Source organism: Haloferax sp. Atlit-109R (assembly GCF_003665865.1).
Taxonomy (GTDB): Archaea; Halobacteriota; Halobacteria; order Halobacteriales; family Haloferacaceae; genus Haloferax; species Haloferax volcanii.
In genome coordinates, this window is the sequence record NZ_QPLO01000001.1 from 1557804 (window position 1) to 1575962 (window position 18159).

Here is an 18159-nt window from a genome sequence, read left to right on the forward strand (position 1 = left end):
TGTTTCGGAGAAGCCGGGGCAGATGGTGTCGAGCGGCCGATTCGTGTCGCTCGCGGGGCGAAGGCGGGGTGGAAAACGGGCGAAGTCGCGGGCGACGGCGAGTGACGGCGGACGGGTGGCGGCGGCCGCTACCCGCCATGGCGCTCGGTCAGACTTCGTGTTGCGGGATGTCCGCGAACAGTTCGAGCAGGTAGCCGAGCGAGAGGCCGTACACCCAGTGAGCCAGAAGCGAGAACACGAGGAACGAGGCGATGACGAACGCGTCCGCGGGCGGCCAGAACGCCGGCACGAACCCGACCCAGTAGAGCGTCGCGAACGACACGCCGCGGAGGTACTTCGGTGACTCCGGCGGGAGGAACGCGCCGACGACGACGAACGTCACCGGGAGGACGACGACCCCGCCGATGCCGAAGAGGAACGCTCCGAGGGCGAGCGTCGGTTCGTAGCCGAAGAACGCCCCCACACCGGCGAACCGCGTAATCGGCTCGGTCGTAAACAGACCGAGGAGTTCGGGGATGCCGACGAGGACGGGCAGCATCAACACCGTCCCGACGAAGCCGCTTGCCATCGCAGTGAGGATGACGTTCCCCGTGATGTCGTAGTCGGCGGTCTCGCCGGCGCGCTGTTCGACCGCGGTAGCCGGGTTCGGCGTCTCTTGACTCATACTCCCGTCATACTACGGGTTCTTTCATGATAAAAGATAACAAATGCCGTAGTGTTGAGGGGTCGCCGGCGCGAGTCACCGAGGTTTTTGCCCTCCGGACGCGCCCGTGAGACCATGTACGAAGTCGAGGTCAAGGTCCGCGCGGACCACGGCGCGGTTCGCGAGCGACTCGACGCGGCCGGGGGCGAACAGGTTAACCGCGTCGCCCAGACGGACACCTACTACGACGCCCCGCACAGGGATTTCGCAGAGACCGACGAGGCGCTCCGACTCCGCCGGGAGTCGCGCTACGAGGGCGGCGAACTCGCCGACGAGGAGACCGTCGTCACCTACAAGGGACCGCTCGTGGACGAGTCGTCGAAGACCCGCCGGGAGTACGAGACCGGCGTCGAAGACGGTGAAACGATGAACGCTATCTGCGAGGCGGTCGGCTTCGAACCCGCCGCGACCGTCGAGAAAGAGCGCGAGCGGTTCGCCCTCGACGGCTACACCGTCTCGCTCGATTCGGTGTCCGGACTCGGCGAGTTCGTGGAGGTCGAAATCGAAGTCGAGTCCGGCGTCGACGACGCCCGCGACGGGGCGTTCGCCGTCCTCCGGGACCTCGGCCTCGACCCCGACGACCAGATTCGGACCTCCTACCTCGGGATGCTGCTCGGGTCGCCCGAAGAATAGACGGACTATCGACCCCCGCGGGCGTCCGCAACCTCGGCAGATACTGCCCGAGCATACTCTCAGGTAATACGAGTGTGGCCAAAGGTTTCCGCAAGTTATAGAACCGCCCGCCGGGTACGTCCCGCCAATGAACGACCGAAATATCCGCCTCGAATCCGCCGACAAGCGCGCGGTCGAGGACCAAGAGGTCGAAATCGTCGAGCGAAAGGGTATCGGGCACCCCGACTCCATCTCCGACGGCATCGCCGAGAGCGTCTCCCGCGCCCTCTCGAACCTCTATCTCGACCGCGTCGGCAAAGTGCTGCACTACAACACCGACGAGACCCAGCTCGTCGCCGGCACGGCCGCGCCCGCCTTCGGCGGCGGCGAGGTCATCGAGCCCATCTATCTCCTCATCGTCGGCCGCGCCACGAAGGAGTACGACGGCGAGAAGATTCCCGTCGACTCGACGGCGCTCCGGGCCGCCCGCGAGTACCTCAACGAGAACATCCCCGGGCTCGACGTGGGCACCGACATCATCGTCGACGTGAAACTCGGCGAGGGCTCCGGCGACCTCCAGGACGTGTTCGGCGAGGAGACCCAGCAGGTCCCGATGGCCAACGACACGAGTTTCGGCGTCGGCCACGCCCCCCTGACCGAGACGGAGCGAATCGTCCTCGAAGCCGAGCGCGCCCTCAACGGCCCGGCCTACGGCGACGACCACCCCGAACTCGGACAGGACATCAAGCTCATGGGCAAACGCGAGGGCGATGTCATCGACGTGACCGTCGCCGCCGCGATGGTCGACAAACACCTCGACGACATCGACGACTACGTCGCCGCCGTCGACGACGTGCGCGAGTTCGTCTCCGACCTCGCCACCGACTACACCGACCGCGAGGTCAACGTCGAGGTCAACACCGCCGACGACTACGACGAAGGCTCCATCTACCTCACGACGACCGGCACGTCCGCCGAGCAGGGCGACGACGGCTCCGTCGGCCGCGGCAACCGCGCCAACGGCCTCATCACGCCGAACCGCCCGATGAGCATGGAAGCGACCTCCGGCAAGAACCCCGTCAACCACATCGGGAAGATTTACAACCTGCTTTCCACCCACATCGCCGAGACGGTCGTCGACGAGGTCGACGGCATCCGCGACCTCCAGGTCCGCCTGCTCTCGCAAATCGGTCGCCCCATCGACGAACCCCACGTCGCCGACGCGAAGGTCATCACGGACGACGGCGTCACCATCGCTGACATCGAAGACGAGGTTATCGCCATCATCGACCGCGAACTCGCGAACGTGACCGACATCACCCGCCGGACCATCGAAGGCGAACTCAGCACGTTCTGAGGCGTCGCCTCGCGGCGGGTCGAAACCAAAACAGAACACCGACCGCCGCGTCGCCGGCGCGGGCGACGACGCTACTCCTCGCCGTAGTACTTCTCGACCAGTCGCGCGGCCGCCTCGGCCGTCTTCCGGTAGTCGCGGTCGCCGTCCGGCGTCCGAACCGCGTACTCGTAGTGCCGACTGCTCGGCACGTACCACTTCTCGGGGAAATCGTCGAGGACGTGCCGCGGGTCGCCGTTCGTCGGCGCGCCCGCGCCCGATTCGACGGCGGGGTCGGTGCTCTCGTCCTCGTCACCTTCCTGCGTCTCTGCCTCGTCTCTGGGAGCCATCACGGACGGGTCGGACTCCACGAGGAGCGTCTCGGGCACGTCGGGATGCGACGCCGAGATGCCGCGGTGGACGCCGGGCGTGTTCGACGCCGCGAGCGTCTGGTCCATCAGAATCTTCTGCATGCTAATCTCGTGGCCGTCGCCGGGGTCGCGCTGGTCGTAGCTGCCGTCGGCGTTCATCTCCCACGCCTTCCGGTTGTCCGCGAAGCCGAGTTCGAGGACGAACCGCAACTGCTCGCGGATGTCGGGGTCTTCGACGGGGGCGATGGCCTCCACGCGCTTGTCGAGGTTGCGGGTCATCCAGTCCGCCGAACCGACGTAGTAGTCGGGGTCGCCCGCGTTCTCGAAGTAGAAGATGCGGGAGTGTTCGAGGAAGCGGTCCACGACGCTCCGGACCGTGACGGTCTCCGAGACGCCCTCCAGACCGGGGCGGAGCCGACAGATGTCGCGGACGAGCAGGTCGATGTCGACGCCGGCCATCGACGCCTCGTACAGTTCCTCGACGATGCCGGGGTCTTCGAGGGCGTTCATCTTGGCGACGATGCGGGCGTCGCGACCGGCGCGGGCGTGTTCGGCCTCCCGCCGGATGCACTTCGTGAACTCGTTTCGCATCGTCACGGGCGCGATGAGGAGCTTCCGGAACTCCTCGTCGAGCGAGGGGCCGGTGAAGAAGTTGAACACCTTCACGAGGTCCTGCCCGATGTCGCGGTCGGCGGTGAGGACGCCGAGGTCGACGTATCCCTTCGCGGTCCCGGAGTGGTAGTTCCCCGTGGCGACGTGGGAGTAGAGGCGGACGCCGTCTTCCTCCTCGCGGACGACGAGCGCGGTCTTCGTGTGCGTCTTGAGGCCGATGGTTCCGTAGGCGACGTGGATGCCCTCCTCTTCGAGGCGACGGACCCATTCGAGGTTGTTCTGCTCGTCGAACCGCGCTTTGAGCTCGACCATCGCCGCGACCTGTTTGCCGTTGTCGGCGGCGTCGATGAGCGCCTCGATGACCTGCGAGTCCGAGGCCGTCCGGTAGATGGCGGCCTTGATGGCCAACACGTCGGGGTCGTTGGCGGCCGCGTCGAGGAACTGCTGGACGGTGTCACCGAACGAGTGGTACGGATGGTGCAACAGCACGTCTTTGCGGCGAATCGCGTCGAAGATGGTGTCGCCGTCGTCGCCGGCCGCCTCGGGGGACGACGCGCCCGAGCCGAGCCCCGCGTCGGCCGCGTCGAGGTCCGAAAACCGCGGGTGCGGCTGGGGTGTCCACGACTCCAGCGAGAGGTCCGGGCGGTCGAGGTCGGTGAGGTCCATCAGTTCGCGGTAGTCGAGCGGCCCGCGGAGTTCGAACACCTCGCGGTCGTCGAGGTCCAACTGCTCGACGAGGAGGTCCCTCGCGGCCGCGGGCGCGTCCGCCTCGATTTCGAGGCGGACCACGGTGGCGAAGCGGCGCTGTTCGAGCACCTCCTCTATCATGTCGATGAGGTCCTCCGCGACCTCCTCGTTGCGGCGGACCTCGGCGTTTCGCGTCAGCTTGAACACCGCGGTGTCGACGACCTCGACGTTCGGGAACAGCAGGTCGAGGTTGGCGCGGATGACCTCCTCCAAGAGGACGTACCGGACCTCGTCGCCGTCGGTCTCGACCTCGACGAGCCGCGGGCGGTTCTGCGGAATCTTCACCCGGGTGAACGTCTGGTCGCCGTCGTCGTCGCGGGTGACCACCGCGAGCGACAGCGAGAGGTTCGAGATGAACGGGAACGGGTGGGCCGGGTCGAACGACAGGGGCGTCAGCGTCGGCAGCACCGAGAGTTCGAAGTAGTCCCGCATCTCCGCCCGCTGGTCGGGCGTCAGGTCGTCGTAGTCACAGATGTGGATGCCCTCCCCGGCGAGCGCCGGGCGAATCTCCTCGCGGTAGCACTCGGCCTGTCGCTCGAACATGGGCCGGGCCTTGTCGATGGCCTCCTCCCACTGCTTGAGGGGCGTCCGGCCGTCGGTCGTCCGCTCTGTCACGCCGGCGTCTATCTGCTGTTTCAGGCCGCCGACGCGCTTCATGAAGAACTCGTCTAAGTTCTTCGTGAAGATGGACAGAAATCGGACCCGTTCGAGAAGCGGGTTCCGGTCGTCGAGCGCTTCGTTGAGCACGCGGGACTGGAACTCAAGTTCGCTCAGCTCGCGGTTGAGATAGTACTGCGGGTCTGCGAGGTCGATGTCGGCTGGCAACTCGTCGGTCATTGGCATCGAGTGGGCATCGAGTGGGGTCGGGCGAACGTCGGGCAAGCGTCGGGCGCGACGACGGGTCGTTCGGTGGTTGTACGAGTCGAAAACGGCGTGAAATCTATTAAGCGGTTTATATTGTTTCGCCGTCTGTCTACGGTTCAGTAAATTGTACTATTTACAAATATATAACACTAATAGCAGCGGAGAGCGACGTGCCGTGTCGGGCGCGGACGCCCCTCGAAACGAGACGCTGAAGGGTGCCGGCGGAGAACGTCGACCGTGAATCAGACGGCGCACGTCGTCCTCGTCGGCTACGGCGAGGTGGGCACGAAGAGTTCGAGCGTCCGGGCGAAGATGGAGGCCAGACTGCGGACGAACCTCCAGGCGGTCCTCGACGACCGCTCGCTCCCGGGCCGCGTCGAGCGGGAGTGGTCCCGCCTGCTCGTCCGCGACGCCGCCGACGCCGAGGCCGTCGCGGCCGCCTGCGCCGAGGTGCCGGGCGTCGTCTGGGCGCGCCCCTGCGTCGCCTGCGACCCCGTCCTCGACGACATCGTCACGGCCTGTCGAAGTCTCGCGTCCGACCACCCCGACGGGGCGGCGTTCGCCGTCGACGCCGACCGCGTCGGCGACGCCGACCAACACGCGTTCACGAGTTCCGACCTCGAACGCGAGGCCGGGAGCGCCGTCGTCGAGGCGACCGGCGCGCCCGTGGACCTCGACGACCCCGACCGGACCTACCGCATCGAGTGCCGCGAGGAGACGGCGTATCTCTCCGTCCGGCGGTTCGACGGCCCCGGCGGCCTCCCGCTCGGAACGCAGGGGCGGGCCGTCTCGCTCGTCTCTGGCGGCATCGACTCGCCGGTGGCGACGTGGGAGCTGATGCGCCGGGGCTGCGAAATCGTCCCCGTCTACGTCGATTTGGGCGACTACGGCGGCGCTGACCACCGCGCGCGGGCCATCGAGACGGTGCGGACCATCGCTCGCCGCGCCCCGAACGCGGACATGCGAGTCCACGTCGTCCCCGCCGGCGACGTGGTCGAGCGACTGATGGAGTCCGTCGATGACACCCGGATGCTCTCGCTGCGGCGCGCCATGCTCGCCATCGCCGCCGAGGTCGCCACCGACGAGCACGCCCACTCAATCGTGACCGGCGAGTCGCTCGGTCAGAAGTCGAGTCAGACCGGCGAGAACCTCGCCGTCACCGAGGCCGCGGTCGACTACCCCGTCCACCGCCCGCTTTTGACCCGCGACAAGACCGACATCGTCGCGGCCGCCCGCGACCTCGGCACCTACGACGACTCGACGCTCCCCGTCGGCTGCGAGCGCGTCGCGCCGAGTTTCCCCGAGACGAACGCCTCGCTGTCGGCCGTCGAGGCCGCGGAACCCGACGATTTGTTCGACCTCGCAGTCGAGGCCGCCCGCGAGCGAGTCGTCGTCTCGCCCGACGGCGAGTGAGTGAGTAAGTGAGTGAGTGAGAGAGCGCGGGAGAGGGAACGCGAGACGACGGCCGACTGCGAGAAAGAACGCCGGGGCGACCCCTCCGAGGTGCGGTACCGACGCCCACACGAACAGTGCAAACCACCATCACAGTCACGATTCTCCAAACGTTTAGATTCGTTTCGAATGAACAATTGCACAAAAATGGCTTTATTTACCGTGAGCGCTAGTGTTCTCCCATGTCGAAAACATCGCATCCCGGTCGCGGACACCCCGGTCCCGAGTGGCGCGTCAGCCACCGGGCGTCGCGGACCGACTGGAGCGACGCCGTCGAGCGGTGCGCGGCGTGCCGCGCCCGCGTCGACATGAGCGAAGCGCACTACCAGGTCCTCCTCGAACGAGACATCGACAAGCCCGGCAAGATAACGCTCGAACGCGAGCGCGTCGTGTTCTGCGACGAGTCCTGCGCCGCCGAGTGGGAGTCGACCGCCTGAGTACCGGAACCGCTTTACCGAATCCGGTCCCTCCCTCTCGACGTGACGCAGGTCTGTATCGTCGGCGCGGAGGACGTCCACCTCCAGTACGAACTGCTGTCGCGCGACACCGCGCGCGCGGCGCTTTCGACCTACGATATCTCCGAACCGTTCGACAACTCGCTTTCGGTCGACACGGTGAGTCTCGGCGCGGCCGTCTCGCTTCTCAACGACCTCAACTGGTATCTCGTCCGGTTCGCCGACTTCTCGTTGGTCCGCGAGCCCTCCGTCTCGGCCGACGAGTGGCTCTCCCGCGACCTCGCCCGACGGATTCGAGACGGGAAGGTTCAGCCCGAGGACACGGGCGACCACCTCGCCATCTACGGCGTCGAAGACGGCCGCCTCGTCGAGCCGATGTTCGTGACGCGGGTCGACGGCTCGGTGCCCGACTACGACCTCAGAGACGTGGAGCGAACGCTCGTCGTCAGAGTGGGCGAAGACGAGTTCGGTCGGTGAGCGCCGCCCCGGGGCGACCGCTATTCTTCGGCGTCGAACATCCCGGTCGACATGTAGCGCTCGCCGGAGTCCCAGAAGACCGTCACCACGAGCGGCTGGTCTTCCTCGTCGGCGTCGGGGGCGGCGAGCCGCTCGGCGACGCGCTTGGCGGCGAGGAGCGACGCGCCGGACGACTGGCCGACGAGGATGCCTTCCTCGCGGGCGAGGCGGCGACACTCGGCCTCGGCGTCCGCGAGTTCGACGATTTCCACGTCGTCGAGGAGGTCGGTGTCGAGGTTGGGGCTGACGAAGCCCGGGCCCATCCCCTGGAAGTCGTTGTTTCCGACCTCACGGCCCGAGAGGACGGCGCTCTCGGCGGGTTCGACGCCGACGACGCGCATCGAGGGGAACTCCTCGACGAGACGGCGGCCGGTGCCCGAAATCGTGCCGCCGGTGCCGATGCCGGCGACGAGGGCGTCGATGCGGCGGTCGCCCACCTGTTCGAGAACCTCCTCGGCGGTCGTCCGGTAGTGCGCCTCCGGGTTGGCGGGGTTCTCGAACTGTCGGAGCTGGTACATGCCCTCGGCTTCAAGTTCGTCCGCGCGCTCTTTCGCGGCGGAGATGTCGCCGTCGACGAGCTCGATGGTCGCCCCGTAGGCGCGCATGATTTCGCGGCGCTCGGGCGACATCGAGTCCGGCATGACGATGGTCAGGTCGTAGCCCTTCGCCGCCGCGACGACCGCGAGTCCGATACCGGTGTTCCCGGACGTGGGTTCGACGAGGCGGTCGCCCGGCGAGATGTCGCCCGCCTCCTCGGCCGCCTCGACCATCGCCAACGCGGGGCGGTCCTTCGCCGACCCGCCCGGGTTCTTCGACTCTATCTTCGCCGCGACCGTCGACCCCTCGGGGGAGTCGACGCGGACCAGCGGCGACCCGATAGCGTCGAGGATACTGTCGTCCATCGACCCTCCGTTGACGGTGCGACACTAAACGACTGGCGGAGGCGGACGATACGGCCACCGTCTCGGGGGGAGACAGCGACGAGCGCGGGCGGCGAGCCCCGCCGCGAGCGCACCCGTTAAATCCGCGCAGCCGGTACACCGGCGCATGGCCGAAGCCGAGACGCTCGAAACGATGCAACCGAACCCCGCGTGGGACGCGGCGTCCTACCCCGACGTGGTCGACACTCTCGCGGCCGCGGACTACACGTTCAAGGTCTGGGGCGGCGACTGGTGCGGCGACTGCCGCGGACAGCTTCCCGACTTCGCGGCGGCGCTCGACGCCGCCGGCGTCCCCGCCGAGCGAATCGACCACTACCCCGTCGAGAAGGCCGACGACGGCTCGAAGGTCGGCCCGCTCGTCGAGGAGTACGACATCGAACTCATCCCGACGGTCGTCGTCGAACTCGACGGCGAGGAGGTCGCCCGCTTCGTGGAAGAAGAGGACGTTCCGATTGCGGTCTACCTCGCGGACGAACTGTCGAACTGAGCGCCGACGCCGATTCTCTCGCAGTCGCTCCCGCCGTTACGCACCTTCGCCCGCCGTGAACCACGCCAGCGCCTCGTCGAGGTCGTGGGTCGGCGCGGAGCAGGTGAAGTTCTCGCAGGCGTAGACGGTCGGCTCCCCGTCGGCGGCCTCGCGGCCGGCCCAGATTGGCGGAGCCTCGTCTAATCCGAGTTCGTCCAGCCACGCGTCGAGTTCCTCGTCGGTGCCGGGGCGACGGGAGACGACGAGACCGGGGAAGTACCGCGAGGCGAGCGTCGCGCGCCACTCGTCGGGAACCTCGTCGGCGGCGACGGTGAGTTCGGGGACGCCGCTGGCGGCCTTCTCGGCGGCGAGCGCGAGCGAGACGTGTTCGAGCGGACTGCCGCGGACGCGGTTGGCGAACGACCCGAGGACCGCGTCCGCGACCTCGCCGAACCCCGCGTCGGGCGCGAACTGTTCGAGGTCCAAGAACAACGACGTGGCGACGCCGAGGCTCGACGGCGTGGACTGGTCGGTCGGCTCCTGCGGGCGGGTGACGAGCGACTCGCCGCTTTCGGGGGTGAAGTAGAGCGTGCCCGCGTCGGCGTCGTAGAACTCGCGGCGGGTCGCCCGCGCGAGGTCGAGCGCGAACGAGAGCGGCGCGAGGTCGCCGGTCGCCTGATAGAGGTCGAACGCGCCGCGCGCGAGGAAGGCGTAGTCTTCGAGGTAGCCGTCGCCTTTCACCTCGCCGTTCATCACGCGCCGCGAGAGCGTCTCGGTCTCGTCGTCCCAGAGGCGCTCGCGCACGAAGTCGAGGGCGCGGCGGGCGTCGGCCGCGAGCGAGTCGTCTTCGAGGACGACCGACCCCTGCGCGAACGCCGAAATCATCAGGCCGTTCCAGCCGGCGAGCACCTTCTCGTCACGGGCGGGGCGCTCGCGCCCCTCGCGGGCGGCGAACAGCGCCTTCCGTGCCTTTTCGAGTCGGTCCTCGACCTCGGACTCGTCGAGGTCGTACTCGTCGGCGAGGTCGGCGGTCGTCGCGGAGACGTTCAGGACGGTCGTCTTGTTCTCGAAGTTGCCGCCGGGCGTGACGCCGTAGCGGTCGCAAAAGAGGTCGGCGTCGAGTTCGGGGAGGAGGTCGCGCACGTCGTCGGGCGTCCAGACGTAGAAGGTCCCCTCCTCGCCGCCGGACTGGGCGTCGAGGGTGGCGAAGAAGCCGCCGTCGTCGTGGGTGAGTTCGCGGCGGACGAACTCGAACGTCTCGGCGGCGACGGTCGCGTACGAGTCGTTGCCGGTGAGTCGGGCGGCGTCGAGATACCGCGAGGCGAGGCCGGCCTGGTCGTACAGCATCTTCTCGAAGTGCGGGACGGTCCACTCGCGGTCGACGCAGTAGCGGTGGAAGCCGCCGCCGAGGTGGTCGCGGAGGCCGCCGTTGGCCATCGCGTCGAGGCTCTGCCGCGCCACGTCGAGCGCTTCGCGGCGGCCGGAGACGGCGTAGCCGCGGAGCAGGGCGTCGATGCGACCGGGTTGGGGGAACTTCGGCCCGTCGCCGCCGAAGCCGCCGTGGTCGCGGTCGGCGCCGCGGAGCGCGGCCTGCACGGTCGTGTCGAGCACTTCCGAGCCGGGGGCTTCGCCGGGAACGTCGGGCGTCTCCTCCAGTCGGTCGGTGATGGCGCTCGTCCACTGCTCGGCGCGGTTTTCTATCTCGTCGCGGTCGGTCCGCCACGACTCTGCGAAGCTCTCGACGACATCGCGGAAGCCGGGCGCGCCGCGGCGGGGTTCGGGTGGGAAGTACGTGCCGACGAAGAAGGGCTTGCCCTCGGGCGTGAGCCAGACCGAAAGCGGCCAGCCGCCGCCGCCGGTGACCTGTTGGCAGATGGTCTGGTAGATGCGGTCGAGGTCGGGGCGCTCCTCGCGGTCGACTTTGACCGGGACGAACTCCTCGTTGAGCACCTCGGCGATGTCGGGGTCCGAGAAGCTCTCGTCGGCCATGACGTGACACCAGTGGCACGCCGAGTAGCCGATTGAAAGAAAGATGGGCTTGTCCGCCTCGCGGGCCGCTTCGAGGGCCGTTTCGTCCCACGGCTGCCAGTTGACCGGGTTGTCGGCGTGCTGGCGGAGGTACGGGCTCTGCTCCTCGTCGAGTCGGTTGCGTCCCACCGGGTCGGACATGCGTCGGAGTCGGCGCTCCGGGAACTAAAGCGGCGTGGAGACGGCCGTCGTGGCCGACTCGGGGTGTGGCGCGGGGTGTGGGTCGGACGGCGAGTCACCCTCGCTGGCGACCGTCTATGACCACAATCGTGCCTATTTCGTCGAAGATAAAGAGCAATCTTTACACTCCCGTGCGCATGGTATGCGACCATGAGCGAGACCGTCCTCCTCGTCGGCGGCGGCGGCCGCGAGCACGCGATTGCCCGCGCGCTGGCCCCCGACTGCGACCTGTACGCCTGCGCCAGCAACCGAAACCCCGGCATCGCCGCCCTCGCGGAGGGCTTCGAGACGATTTCGGAGACCGCCGCCGAGGACATCGTCGCCTACGCCGAGTCCGTCGACGCGACGCTCGCGGTCGTCGGCCCCGAGTCCGGCCTCGCGGCCGGCGTCGCCGACGCCCTCGACGAGGCGGGTATCTACACCTTCGGCCCGCAGGCCGCCGAGGCGCGCATCGAGACGGACAAGGCGTTCCAGCGGCAGTTCATGCGCGACGAGGAGATTCCGGGCAACCCCGACTTCGCCACCTTCGACGACATGGAGGCCGCCTGCGACTACATCGACGACTACGACGGCGACCTCGCGGTCAAGCCCGCGGGCCTCACCGGCGGCAAGGGCGTGAAGGTCATCGGCGACCAGGTGACGCCCGCGGAGGCGAAGGCGTACCTCCGCGACTCGGACTACGAGCGCGTCGTCCTCGAAGAGCGCCTCGTCGGCGAGGAGTTCACGATTCAGGCGTTCGTCGCCGACGGCGAGTTCCGCGTCAGCCCCGCCGTGCAGGACCACAAGCGCGCCTACGAGGGCGACGAGGGACCGAACACCGGCGGCATGGGCAGTTACACCGACGTGTCTCCCTCCCTGCCGTTCATGGCCGACGGCGACTACGAGGCCGCCGTCGAAGTCATCGAGGCCGTCGTGGAGGCGCTGCCGGAGTACAAGGGCATCCTCTACGGCCAGTTCATGCTCACGACCGAGGGGCCGAAGGTCATCGAGTTCAACGCCCGCTTCGGTGACCCCGAGGCGATGAACACCCTACCGGTCCTCGAAACGCCCTTCATCGACGTGCTCACCGCAGCCCGCGAGGGCGAATCCCTGCCGGAACTCGACTTCACCGAGGCCGCCACGGTCTGTAAGTACGCCGTCCCCGAGGGCTACCCGACGGACCCCGAGGCCGGCGCGGAAATCACGGTCGAAGTGGACGAGGACGCCGGCGCGCTGCTGTTCTACGCGAGCGTCGACGACCGCGAGGACGGCCTCTACACGACGACCTCCCGGTCGTTCGCCGTGGTCGGCGTCGCCGACAGCATCACCGAGGCTGAGGAACTCGCGGAGGACGCGCTCGCCGACGCCGGCGAGGGCTTCCACATCCGCCACGACATCGGCACGGCGGCGCTCGTCCAGCGCCGCATCGACCACATGGCCGAACTCCGCGGCGAGTAAGCGGGACGCGGTTCCGCGACCCCGCGTTTCTGTTTCTCTCGTCGCCCCCGCGCCGAGGGCGCTTTTACCCCCGCGGTCCAATCGGCGGACGTGACCGACGACGATGCCGCACCGGCGGACGCGGAGGCCCGCCGACACGACCGAATCCAGCACCACCCGACGCCCGGCCCGCGGAACTCGTTGCAGTACTGGACCGACGCCAAACCCGTCTGGCGCGTGATGCTCAACTACGTGTTCGTCCTCGTGGCGCGCATCGCGCCGTCGCTCAAACTTCGAAACTGGGCGCTCAGACGCATCGGCGTCACCGTCGGCGCGGGCGTCTCGTGGGGCCTCGAAGCGACGCCCGACGTGTTCTGGCCGGAACTCGTCACCATCGAAGACGACGCTATCATCGGCTACGACGCGGTCATCCTCTGCCACGAGTTTTTGCAGGACGAGTACCGAACCGGCGAGGTCGTCGTCGGCGAGCGCGCCATGATCGGCGCGAAGGCGACGATTCTCCCGGGCGTCCGCATCGGCGAGGGCGCGCAGGTCGCGGCGAACTCGCTCGTCACGCGCGACGTGCCCGCGGGCGAGACGGTCGCCGGCGTGCCCGCGAGACCCATGTCCGGCGGCGAGACCGACGGGCAGTAATCGGTCGTCGTAGTGGGCGGTTCGAGACGCGGCGACCGCCGGCCCGGCACCGAACCGCACGGAATCGGTCCGAACGACGACAGTGGCCTCGGTTCCGAGCGCCTACCGAACGCGCCCGACGCCCTTGTCGAGGACGCGCGCGTTCGGAATGACGAACTCCGTATCCTCGGATTCGACGTGGGTGACGAACATATCGAACTCCTGGACGACGCCGCGAACCTCGCCGACGACTATCTCGTCGCCGATGCTGTACGGTTGAGTGAACAGGAGATACGTCCCCGCCGCGCCCGAGCGAAGGAGGTCGCGGAACGCGACGGCACCGAACACGATGAGTCCCAGCAGGTACGCCCCGAGGAGGACGATGAGCGCGAGCGTGGCGACGCGGACCTGCGAGAGCGCGACGAGGGTGGCGAGAAAGAAGACGGTGTATTTCGCGAGCGCCGGGAGGATGTTCACCTGCGGGAGTTTGACCGCGCGGAGTCGCTCGGCGACGAGCAGTTCGACCTTGTCGCCGACGACGACCCCGATGATGAGGACCAGAATGGCGATGAACAACTGCGGGAGGATGGCGATGACGAGCCCCCAAAACCGGTCGGCGTAGTTGACCCCGGCGAACGAGAGGGTGGCGAAGATGCTGATGCCGAGGACGAAATACCGCGTCAGCCACGACAGGATTTCGACCGTCGAGGTGTCGAAGTCGCGGGCGGTCCGCTCGAACGCGGTCCCCTCGATAGCCTCCGGGACGCCGACGCTGACGAGCAGCCGATGGACGAGCGTCCCCGCGACGTACGCGAGCACCAGCCCGAGGAGGAGGATGGCGAGCACGCCGAGAAACCGGAGGCCGGCGATTCTGACGATGTCGTCGACGACGCCGCCGACCGTCTGAAGCGGGGCGGTAGATGCGGACGCGGATGCGGATGCGGATGTGAGTGCGGCTGTGGACGCGGAACCGACCGACGAGTGGATGAGGGACGCCGAAGCGAACCCCGGCATCTCAGTACGCCTCCGGGTCGATTTCGAGAATCATCTTGCCGCCCTTGAACGCCCGGACGAGCCCGTCGGACTCCGAGAGGACGATGGCCGTGGCGTTGGTGTCGCGGGTGATAGCGCCGCCGGCCATGTGGCGCGCGCCCAGCCCCTTCGGGATGTCGACGCCCTCCGCCGAGGGTTCGAGGTAGCGGTACGCCGAGACGATTTTCCCCGAGTCGGAGATGACGAACGCGCCGTCGAGCCGCGAGAACTCCTTGAGCATCACGTTGACGATGGGGTCGCCGACGTAGACGTGGGATTTCTCGAAGGGGTTGTACGACAGCGGCCGCGACTTGTTCATCACCTTGCCCGCGTCACCGACGATGAACAGCGCGCCGACGGGTTCGCCTTTCTGCCCTTTCTTGCCCAGTTCGATGGCCACCTCGAACACATCGCGGATGACGCCGGGGTCCGCCCGCGAGTTCGCAAAGAGGTCGTAGATGCCCGACCGCATGTTCTCCTCGACGCGGACGCGGACGAGCGAGTCCGGGTCGCCGCCGAAGATGCCGACGTTGCAGGCGATGGTGTCGCCGGCCTCGACGATGCTCTGTTCCATCGCGCCTTCGACGCCGAAGCGGATGCGGTCTTTGACGTTCTGGAACTGCAGGGGCAACTCCACGAACGTCTCTGCTTCGACCGTGTTCTCCGGCGCGATGACCACCGTCGGAACGTCCGTCTCGGCGAACTGCTCGTAGTGGGAGCTGCTCGGCGTGAACAGAAACAACCCATCGACGTCCGCCACGAGGTCGCCCAATAATTCGGATAACGCCGCCATTGGTGGAGAGAGACACCGGGTGAGAAAAAGGGTTGTGTCGCGTCTGACGCGTGGCGTGCGCGATTCGGCCGGTCGAAACCGGCGACTGAGTCTCCCGGAAGGGGGTCGAACGGGACCTACTGCCCCAGAATCGGGGCTCTGAGCGCGGCGACTTCGTCGAGAATCGCGTCGGCGTCTTCCGGGGCGACGCCGTTTTCGTCGAGCGCGGCCGCGAGGTGCTCGGCGATGGCGTCGAAGTCCTCACCGGAGAGGTCGAGGTGGTCGTGGGCCGCCCGCATATCGGCCCCGTCGTACTCGACGGGACCGCCCGCGACGGCGCTGATGAACTTGACCTGATGGGCGCGCTGTTCGACCATGTCGATGTCGTCGAAGTAGTGGGCGACCGAATCGTCCGCGAGGACGCGGTCGTAGAAGTCCGAGACGACTGCTTCGACGGCCTCACGGCCGCCGATGCGAGCGTAGAGTGACTGCGCAGGCATTCGTCGGGGAGTTGGACACCACGACGGTAAGGTTTCCTCCGAACGTATGCGGGGTATTTAAGAGTGGATTGGAAGTTGAAGTGGGAGTACGTGAAGTTCCGGTAGTTCTGTTTGAATTCTCCGGAGATGGGTCTGAGTCCGTAGAATCAAGATACTACGTCGAGTTCCGGGATACGACCGGGGACAAATTTATAGCACAGTTGTCAGTATCTCGGGCGTGAACACTACGGCGAGATTCGCTGTTATCGCGGGGGTCGCTCTCATCCTCTCGGCGCTGATTTACACCCCACTGTTTACGCCGGGTCCCTTTCGCCTCTCTGACTATTTCCGACTCGAACTCGTCGTTTACATGGCACTCGGGTGGATATTCCTCGCTGTCACGTTCGCAGCCACGGAAGACGGATAGCACTGTCCAGTACGCGAAACGCGCGGGACAGGGTTCGAACCGCGGTCGCAACGCTCCGCGTTGCTCCCTGATTCGAACTCTTCCGTGGCGATTTTCGTCCTCGCTGTCGCTCACGGCTTCGCCGTTCGCGTCCGCGTCGGACAGAAAATGCGCGGGACAGGGTTCGAACCGGGCCGAGACTCGCGGTGCTCGTCTCGTAGGGTTCGAACCTGTCTGCTCCCTCGCTCACTTCGTTCGCTCAGTGCGCGGGACAGGGTTCGAACCTGCGAAGGTCTACACCACAGCGTCCTAAGCGCTGCGCCTTTGGCCACTTGGCTACCCGCGCGCAATCGGGCGACGCCCGCCCTTCGACCGCACATTTCCCGCAACGATATATAAACGTCACGAGCGCCCGCCGCGGGGATTATGCTCCCGCGGCCGCAACGACGACCATGTACAGCGCCCGAGACCAGCGAGACAACCGGGAGTGGCTGGCCCGCATCGACGCCGCCGCCGACGGCCTCGAACTCGGCAGCGAGGCCCGCTCGTACGCCTCGGACATGTTTCTCACCCAGTTGCCCGACGAGGAGCGCTCCAAACAGGCCGTCGCCGCCGCCAGCCTCTACGCCGGCGCGCTCATCGCCGGCGAGGAGCGCTCCCAGACCGCCGTCGCCGAGTCGATGGACGTCTCGCGGCTCAGCATCCAACAGCGCTGGAAGGACCTCCTCCGGGAGGCCGGCTTCCGACCGCCGAGCTGGTAGTTTGGAGGCGCTCACTCCGAGGAGCGCGCGGGAGCCATCCGACGAGTCAGGACCGCGTAGGTCACCGCGGTGGCGACGACGCCGGCGACGAGTCCGGCCGGAATACCGACGAAAAGCGAGAAGAATATCCACCGCGAGGCCACCTCGGTGACGGCGATGCCGACGAGCACGGCGGCGACGACGCCGACGGCGAAGCTGGCGAACAACGGGTGTCGCATGGGCGGCGATACGACCGTAAACGTGAAAACTATTCGTCGCTCGGGGGCGTCCGACCGCGGCCCTCGCGGTCGGGCGTGAGGTTGCCGTGGCGGTCTATCTCCCCGGAGACGATGCGCGTCGAGGAGATGCGCTCGCCGTCCTCGGCGGGGACGTGTTCGACGACCTCGATACGGAGGGGTTTGAGGCCCTTTTCTTCGCGAATCTCGTTGACGCGCTCGCCGCCACCCCGCGTCTCGGGCGAGACGATGAGCACGTCGAAGCCTTCCTCGGTCGCGATGCCGGTCGGTTTGTCGAGTTCGCGGACCTCGAACTCGTGGTCGTACTCCTCGGCGAGCGGTCGGAGTTCGGCTTCGAGGTCGGCCTTGCGGTCGTCGAAGGGCCGGACGTAGCGGTCGACGTGTCGCGTCTTCGGCGCGAGTTCGTCGCTCGTGAGTCCGACCGTGACAGCACCCAATTCGAACGCCCGCTCGAACAGCGCGAGATGTCCATCGTGGACAGGGTCGAACGTCCCGCCCAACGCGACGTGCATACTCTCGGGGTGGGTACGGCGCGACTTAAGCGGGTCGGGTTAGCCTAACGGCCCAACGCCCGCGGCCAGCGGGGGCTCCGAGGGTGCGCGAATCGTCGCAGCAGTCGGGACGCCGCGCTACTCCTCGCGGACCGTAATCGTGACCGGTTCGGTCTCGTCGGAGCGGTCGGTGCCGAGGTGTCGGTCGAGGTTGAACACGGCGTTCAACTGCGCCTGCACCTGTCCGGAGACGCCCTTCACGAGGTCGCTCGGCGCGATGGCGACGTACTCGTAGGGGTTGTTGCCCGCCCCGGAACTCTTCCGCTTGCGGCGCTCGACCGTCTCGTCGTCCGCGAGCTCGGCCAGCGCCTCCCGAACCGTACTGGGGTAGAGGCCGGTCCCCTCGGCGACTTCCTCGCTCGTCGAATGTGGGTGCTGTCGGAGGTGGACGTAGATTCGCGCGCGGGTCTCGGTATCGAGAATCCACGCGAGCAGGTCCACCAACCCGTCGTCGAACTCGGAGACGGCGCAGTCGGCCGCGCCGCCCGAGTCGTCTTCGTCCGTCGACTCCGCGCTCCCCTCTGTGCTCTGGTCCGCAGACATTTGTGCTACGGCAAAGGTCAAAACTGGGGCGCTAAAAAATGTTTCCTGTC

General features: G+C 67.4%; 19 protein-coding genes and 1 tRNA gene. 9 read left to right on the top strand and 11 right to left on the bottom strand.

Annotation, left to right across the window (positions count from 1 at the left end):
- Nucleotides 1-148 precede the first annotated feature (148 nt).
- Nucleotides 149-664 carry a DUF6789 family protein gene (locus DVK03_RS08155; RefSeq protein WP_115802665.1) on the bottom strand — a complete coding sequence of 172 codons (516 nt, stop codon included), beginning with the start codon at nt 662-664 and terminating at the stop codon, nt 149-151.
- A 114-nt stretch (nt 665-778) separates the two neighbouring features.
- On the opposite strand from DVK03_RS08155, the gene cyaB reads away from it, so the two are divergent.
- Both cyaB and DVK03_RS08165 read left to right on the top strand, forming a co-directional pair.
- Complete coding sequence (gene cyaB, locus DVK03_RS08160; protein ID WP_006600237.1) at nt 779-1336, top strand: class IV adenylate cyclase; 558 nt, start codon at nt 779-781, stop codon at nt 1334-1336.
- 127 nt (nt 1337-1463) lie between these two features.
- The gene (locus DVK03_RS08165) at nt 1464-2672 is read left to right on the top strand and encodes a methionine adenosyltransferase (protein ID WP_115802666.1); all 1209 of its coding nucleotides are present in this window, start codon (nt 1464-1466) and stop codon (nt 2670-2672) included.
- A gap of 71 nt (nt 2673-2743) precedes the next feature.
- On the opposite strand, the gene ppk1 is transcribed toward DVK03_RS08165, so the two are convergent.
- Complete coding sequence (gene ppk1 / locus DVK03_RS08170; protein ID WP_115802667.1) at nt 2744-5215, bottom strand: polyphosphate kinase 1; 2472 nt, start codon at nt 5213-5215, stop codon at nt 2744-2746.
- 264 nt (nt 5216-5479) lie between these two features.
- Here ppk1 and thiI point away from each other — a divergent pair, with 264 nt between their 5' ends.
- From thiI to DVK03_RS08185, 3 genes are all read left to right on the top strand, one after another.
- Nucleotides 5480-6655 carry a tRNA uracil 4-sulfurtransferase ThiI gene (thiI, locus tag DVK03_RS08175; protein WP_115802668.1) on the top strand — a complete coding sequence of 392 codons (1176 nt, stop codon included), beginning with the start codon at nt 5480-5482 and terminating at the stop codon, nt 6653-6655.
- A gap of 221 nt (nt 6656-6876) precedes the next feature.
- On the top strand, nt 6877-7131 hold the full coding sequence (locus DVK03_RS08180) for a hypothetical protein (protein WP_004063175.1): 255 nt from the start codon (nt 6877-6879) through the stop codon (nt 7129-7131).
- A 42-nt stretch (nt 7132-7173) separates the two neighbouring features.
- A complete protein-coding gene (locus DVK03_RS08185; protein WP_004063174.1) occupies nt 7174-7626 on the top strand; it encodes a DUF5804 family protein in 453 nt (150 codons plus the stop codon).
- A 20-nt stretch (nt 7627-7646) separates the two neighbouring features.
- Here the strand turns inward: DVK03_RS08185 and DVK03_RS08190 are convergent, their stop codons facing one another.
- Complete coding sequence (locus DVK03_RS08190) at nt 7647-8567, bottom strand: PLP-dependent cysteine synthase family protein (protein ID WP_115802669.1); 921 nt, start codon at nt 8565-8567, stop codon at nt 7647-7649.
- A 145-nt stretch (nt 8568-8712) separates the two neighbouring features.
- Here DVK03_RS08190 and DVK03_RS08195 point away from each other — a divergent pair, with 145 nt between their 5' ends.
- Complete coding sequence (locus DVK03_RS08195; RefSeq protein WP_115802670.1) at nt 8713-9093, top strand: thioredoxin family protein; 381 nt, start codon at nt 8713-8715, stop codon at nt 9091-9093.
- Nucleotides 9094-9129: 36 nt separating this feature from the next.
- On the opposite strand, the gene DVK03_RS08200 is transcribed toward DVK03_RS08195, so the two are convergent.
- Nucleotides 9130-11241: a thioredoxin domain-containing protein gene (locus DVK03_RS08200; protein ID WP_115802671.1), complete on the bottom strand. Its 2112-nt coding sequence runs from the start codon at nt 11239-11241 to the stop codon at nt 9130-9132.
- 189 nt (nt 11242-11430) lie between these two features.
- Between DVK03_RS08200 and purD the strand changes: the two genes are divergently transcribed.
- Nucleotides 11431-12717 (top strand): phosphoribosylamine--glycine ligase, encoded by a 1287-nt coding sequence (purD, locus tag DVK03_RS08205; RefSeq protein ID WP_004063169.1) that lies wholly within the window; start codon nt 11431-11433, stop codon nt 12715-12717.
- A gap of 90 nt (nt 12718-12807) precedes the next feature.
- Entirely contained in the window at nt 12808-13350 is a 543-nt protein-coding gene (locus DVK03_RS08210; RefSeq protein ID WP_004063168.1) for a DapH/DapD/GlmU-related protein, read from the top strand.
- Between the two features lie 102 nt (nt 13351-13452).
- On the opposite strand, the gene DVK03_RS08215 is transcribed toward DVK03_RS08210, so the two are convergent.
- The 4 genes from DVK03_RS08215 to DVK03_RS08235 all read right to left on the bottom strand — a co-directional run bounded on the left by DVK03_RS08215 (nt 13453) and on the right by DVK03_RS08235 (nt 16364).
- Nucleotides 13453-14343 carry a mechanosensitive ion channel domain-containing protein gene (locus DVK03_RS08215; RefSeq protein WP_115802672.1) on the bottom strand — a complete coding sequence of 297 codons (891 nt, stop codon included), beginning with the start codon at nt 14341-14343 and terminating at the stop codon, nt 13453-13455.
- Nucleotide 14344: 1 nt separating this feature from the next.
- Nucleotides 14345-15154 carry a diadenylate cyclase gene (gene dacZ / locus DVK03_RS08220; protein WP_004063166.1) on the bottom strand — a complete coding sequence of 270 codons (810 nt, stop codon included), beginning with the start codon at nt 15152-15154 and terminating at the stop codon, nt 14345-14347.
- 116 nt (nt 15155-15270) lie between these two features.
- Nucleotides 15271-15633: a group 1 truncated hemoglobin gene (locus DVK03_RS08225; RefSeq protein ID WP_004063165.1), complete on the bottom strand. Its 363-nt coding sequence runs from the start codon at nt 15631-15633 to the stop codon at nt 15271-15273.
- Nucleotides 15634-16281: 648 nt separating this feature from the next.
- Nucleotides 16282-16364 (bottom strand) — tRNA-Leu (locus tag DVK03_RS08235).
- A 106-nt stretch (nt 16365-16470) separates the two neighbouring features.
- Here DVK03_RS08235 and DVK03_RS08240 point away from each other — a divergent pair.
- Nucleotides 16471-16779 (top strand): cyclin, encoded by a 309-nt coding sequence (locus DVK03_RS08240; RefSeq protein WP_004041554.1) that lies wholly within the window; start codon nt 16471-16473, stop codon nt 16777-16779.
- A gap of 11 nt (nt 16780-16790) precedes the next feature.
- On the opposite strand, the gene DVK03_RS08245 is transcribed toward DVK03_RS08240, so the two are convergent.
- The 3 genes from DVK03_RS08245 to DVK03_RS08255 all read right to left on the bottom strand — a co-directional run bounded on the left by DVK03_RS08245 (nt 16791) and on the right by DVK03_RS08255 (nt 18109).
- The gene (locus DVK03_RS08245) at nt 16791-16997 is read right to left on the bottom strand and encodes a hypothetical protein (protein WP_115802674.1); all 207 of its coding nucleotides are present in this window, start codon (nt 16995-16997) and stop codon (nt 16791-16793) included.
- A 29-nt stretch (nt 16998-17026) separates the two neighbouring features.
- A complete protein-coding gene (locus tag DVK03_RS08250; protein WP_115802675.1) occupies nt 17027-17527 on the bottom strand; it encodes a phosphopantetheine adenylyltransferase in 501 nt (166 codons plus the stop codon).
- Nucleotides 17528-17644: 117 nt separating this feature from the next.
- Complete coding sequence (locus DVK03_RS08255; protein ID WP_004041557.1) at nt 17645-18109, bottom strand: winged helix-turn-helix domain-containing protein; 465 nt, start codon at nt 18107-18109, stop codon at nt 17645-17647.
- Between the last annotated feature and the right edge of the window lie 50 nt (nt 18110-18159).

Bases quoted from the DNA above. Each gene is read 5' to 3' on its own strand.
- DVK03_RS08165 (WP_115802666.1), top strand. From the start codon at position 1,464: ATGAACGACCGAAATATCCGCCTCGAATCCGCCGACAAGCGCGCGGTC.
- DVK03_RS08225 (WP_004063165.1), bottom strand. From the start codon at position 15,633: ATGCCTGCGCAGTCACTCTACGCTCGCATCGGCGGCCGTGAGGCCGTC.
- dacZ (WP_004063166.1), bottom strand. From the start codon at position 15,154: ATGGCGGCGTTATCCGAATTATTGGGCGACCTCGTGGCGGACGTCGAT.
- DVK03_RS08245 (WP_115802674.1), bottom strand. From the start codon at position 16,997: ATGCGACACCCGTTGTTCGCCAGCTTCGCCGTCGGCGTCGTCGCCGCC.
- DVK03_RS08195 (WP_115802670.1), top strand. From the start codon at position 8,713: ATGGCCGAAGCCGAGACGCTCGAAACGATGCAACCGAACCCCGCGTGG.
- DVK03_RS08155 (WP_115802665.1), bottom strand. From the start codon at position 664: ATGAGTCAAGAGACGCCGAACCCGGCTACCGCGGTCGAACAGCGCGCC.
- DVK03_RS08250 (WP_115802675.1), bottom strand. From the start codon at position 17,527: ATGCACGTCGCGTTGGGCGGGACGTTCGACCCTGTCCACGATGGACAT.
- DVK03_RS08200 (WP_115802671.1), bottom strand. From the start codon at position 11,241: ATGTCCGACCCGGTGGGACGCAACCGACTCGACGAGGAGCAGAGCCCG.
- purD (WP_004063169.1), top strand. From the start codon at position 11,431: ATGAGCGAGACCGTCCTCCTCGTCGGCGGCGGCGGCCGCGAGCACGCG.
- ppk1 (WP_115802667.1), bottom strand. From the start codon at position 5,215: ATGACCGACGAGTTGCCAGCCGACATCGACCTCGCAGACCCGCAGTAC.
- DVK03_RS08180 (WP_004063175.1), top strand. From the start codon at position 6,877: ATGTCGAAAACATCGCATCCCGGTCGCGGACACCCCGGTCCCGAGTGG.
- DVK03_RS08215 (WP_115802672.1), bottom strand. From the start codon at position 14,343: ATGCCGGGGTTCGCTTCGGCGTCCCTCATCCACTCGTCGGTCGGTTCC.
- DVK03_RS08255 (WP_004041557.1), bottom strand. From the start codon at position 18,109: ATGTCTGCGGACCAGAGCACAGAGGGGAGCGCGGAGTCGACGGACGAA.
- DVK03_RS08240 (WP_004041554.1), top strand. From the start codon at position 16,471: ATGTACAGCGCCCGAGACCAGCGAGACAACCGGGAGTGGCTGGCCCGC.
- DVK03_RS08190 (WP_115802669.1), bottom strand. From the start codon at position 8,567: ATGGACGACAGTATCCTCGACGCTATCGGGTCGCCGCTGGTCCGCGTC.
- cyaB (WP_006600237.1), top strand. From the start codon at position 779: ATGTACGAAGTCGAGGTCAAGGTCCGCGCGGACCACGGCGCGGTTCGC.